Source organism: Mesorhizobium sp. M7A.F.Ca.CA.002.09.1.1 (assembly GCF_003998555.1).
Lineage (GTDB): Bacteria > Pseudomonadota > Alphaproteobacteria > Rhizobiales > Rhizobiaceae > Mesorhizobium > Mesorhizobium ciceri.
The window spans coordinates 1-3,057 of sequence record NZ_RZRR01000693.1; the positions used below are offsets into that span (position 1 = coordinate 1).

The 3,057-nt window shown below is 60.5% G+C and carries 1 protein-coding gene and 1 pseudogene; both read right to left on the minus strand.

Annotation, left to right across the window (positions count from 1 at the left end):
* Positions 1-251 (minus strand): annotated as a pseudogene (locus EN994_RS36335) (DNA polymerase-like protein); the annotation flags it as partial.
* 307 nt (positions 252-558) lie between these two features.
* Positions 559-2,490 carry a potassium transporter Kup gene (locus EN994_RS24610; protein WP_063169287.1) on the minus strand — a complete coding sequence of 644 codons (1,932 nt, stop codon included), beginning with the start codon at positions 2,488-2,490 and terminating at the stop codon, positions 559-561.
* Positions 2,491-3,057 lie beyond the last annotated feature (567 nt).

Below are 3,057 nucleotides of genomic sequence, written 5' to 3' on the forward strand. Positions count from 1 at the left end.
GTGCACCACCTCCTCTTCCGTCGGATGCGTCCGCGGACGCCGAGCATGGCCGAAGCAAGAAGCACGCGCCGGAATTTCTCGAGAGATCTTGACCCAGACGACGACGTTTGCCGCACCCGTCTCATCCTCCAGAGGAACATGAAGCCTTTGGCCGAGCCCGGCCGCTGCCGGACCAGCACCAGGCCGGCGGCCTCGAGCCAGCTTCTGCCTCGCGCCTGCATAGCATCCTGACAGGTCACGGTGCGGCGCCGGTTAGGCGGCACGCCGATTTTGGCAACGCTAGCCTGTGAACTGAAGAATGAAGGTCGGACTTGCGGCACATCGATTAGGTTCAAATGATAAGTTGCTGCCCGGCGAGGTCGTTTCAGCGCATCTCGACTGGTGGGTCGGCAAGACAATGCGGAACGGAAATGATCGCAGGCGTAAAGGACGGCTTTCGGGGCCGGAAGCTTCAGGCCTGGAACCGGACCCCAGTTTGGCGCAAGCATCGTGGCCTCCGCCCGGTCAGGCATTCACCGGCTCGCGAAATGCCAATTGATTCTGCTTAACCGGGCATACCTAAACGGCCACTTGCGTTCCGATCTCGACCACACGTCCGGTCGGGATCTGGAAATACTCCGTCGCGTCGGCGGCCGTGCGCGCCAAGCCGATGAACAGCTTGTCCTGCCACACCGGCATGCCGGAGTTGGGTGACGCCTTGAGCGAGCGACGCGACAGGAAGAAGGACGTCGTCATGATGTCGAACTTCCAACCCTGCTTGCGGCAGATCGCCAGCGCACGCGGGATGTTAGGCTGTTCCATGTAGCCGAAGGTCAGTGTCACCCGCATGAACAGCTCATTGATCGTTTCCATCTTGATCCGCTCGCTGTCGGGCACCACGGGCTGCTGCGCCGTCACCACAGAGAGGATGACGTTCTGTTCGTGCAGCGCCTTGTAGTGCTTCAGGCTGTGCATCAACGCGGTCGGCGCACTGGCGGGATCGCTGGTCAGGAACACGGCCGTACCGGACACCAGCTGCGGTTTCTTCTTCAACAGATTGCCCGCAAGGAAATCGAGCGGAATCTGGTTCCTGCGCGTCTTGTCAAATAGATACCTGCTGCCTCTTATCCAAGTCCACATGGTCATCACGATCACTGCGGCAATGGCAAGCGAGGCCCAGCCGCCTTCGAATACCTTGACGATGTTAGCTGCAAAGAAGCCGGTATCGATGAAGACGAACACCGCCATTAAGGCTATCGCGACGCCGAGCGGCCATTTCCAGATGCGCGTCATCACAACAAAAAGCAGTATGTTCGTCACCAGCATATTGCCGGTCACCGAAATACCGTAGGCCGAGGCCAGCCGGCTGGATTCGCCGAAGCCGACCACCAGCAGCATCACCACCAGCGCCAGCATCAGGTTGATGCGCGGCAGATAGATCTGGCCCGACTGTTTTTCCGACGTGTGCTGGATGACGAAACGCGGCAGCATGTTGAGCTGTACCGCTTGCCTGGTCAGCGAAAAGGCGCCGGAGATCACCGCCTGGCAGGCGATCACGGTCGCCGCCGTGGCAAGCACGACCATCGGAATAAGCGTCCAGCCCTGGTTCATCTCGAAGAACGGATGACCGACAACGCCGCCATTTGCCAGCACGAAGGCGCCTTGCCCGACATAATTGAGCAACAGACAAGGGAACACGATCGCCAGCCAGGCGAGCACGATCGGCTTGCGGCCGAAATGGCCGAGGTCGGCGTAGAGCGCCTCGGCTCCGGTGACGGCGAGGAAGACTGCACCAACCGTAACGAAGGCGACGTCAGGCGAGTTGACCAGGAACGACACGATGTAATGCGGGCTGATTGCCAGCAGGATTTCCGGGTCGTCCATGATGTGGTTGAGCCCGGAAAGGCCGATGGCCAGGAACCACAGCGCGGTAACGGGTCCGAACACCAATCCTACGCCGCCGGTGCCAAACCGCTGTACCGCAAACACGATCGCCAGGATGGCCAGTGTCAGCGGCACCACATAGGGCTGGAACGTCGGCGTGACGACATTCATACCTTCGACCGCCGACAGTACCGAGATTGCCGGCGTAATGACGGCGTCGCCAAAAAAAAGCGCCGCGCCGACGATGCCGATGCCGATGCCGATGCCGAGGATCACCGCAGAGCAGGTCGGGAAACTGTTGCGCGCCAGCGCCATAAGCGACAGCACTCCGCCCTCGCCTCGATTGTCGGCGCGGAGCACGAACATGATGTATTTGATCGTCACGGTGATCGTCAGGGACCAGATGATCAGCGAGAGTACGCCGAGGATGTCGCCACGGCTGGCGACGTTGCCACCCGCTGATGCATGCAACGCCTCGCGAAATGCATAGATCGGGCTGGTGCCTATATCGCCATAAACGACACCTAGTGCGCCCAACATCAGCGCCTTGGTGCTGTGCTGCTCGACCTCAGAATGGCTCGATTGTTCGACAGGTTCTGCCTCGTTACCAGCATTGGTAAGGGCCATGGACGACACTCCGATAAGCGCGCGGTGCTCTACGCTTGCTGCACTGCAATATCAAGTTCCGTCACGTAATGTCTGCCGTCTCGCCTGTCGTTGCTCGCCTTGGTAGACTCGCCAGCCCGCAGCCCTACCGAGCAGCAATAGCGCCCCGGCAGAACCCTCAATCGCCCAGATCAATGAATGGTTATCGCCCACAGTGCCCCCCCGCGATGCGGCCGATGGCGACCAGGGTGTCGTGGGCGCACAAGGATGGCGCTTTCCTGATGACGCCGTGCTCCAGGTGTGATCGCACCGTTGCTGCGCAAGCCATTTACTTGCTCGTCCCAGCGAGGACCGTGGCCAACTGGAACGCAGGGCCACGCCGCTCACCGGCCGCACTTTGCGGCGCAGATAACGATTCGATCTCCGCGGCGAGATTCTGGTTGAAGAAGCCACCAAGCTTGTCGAAGGACACACGGTCGTAATATCGACATGCCAGTATCCGCAACCCAGAAAAGCTCCTTGGGCTCCGCTGCGCGCGCCACGAACAACCCGATCTTCTCTGCGAAGAGGACGCCGTAATCCTTCAGG

Bases quoted from the DNA above. Each gene is read 5' to 3' on its own strand.
- EN994_RS24610 (WP_063169287.1), bottom strand. From the start codon at position 2,490: ATGGCCCTTACCAATGCTGGTAACGAGGCAGAACCTGTCGAACAATCG.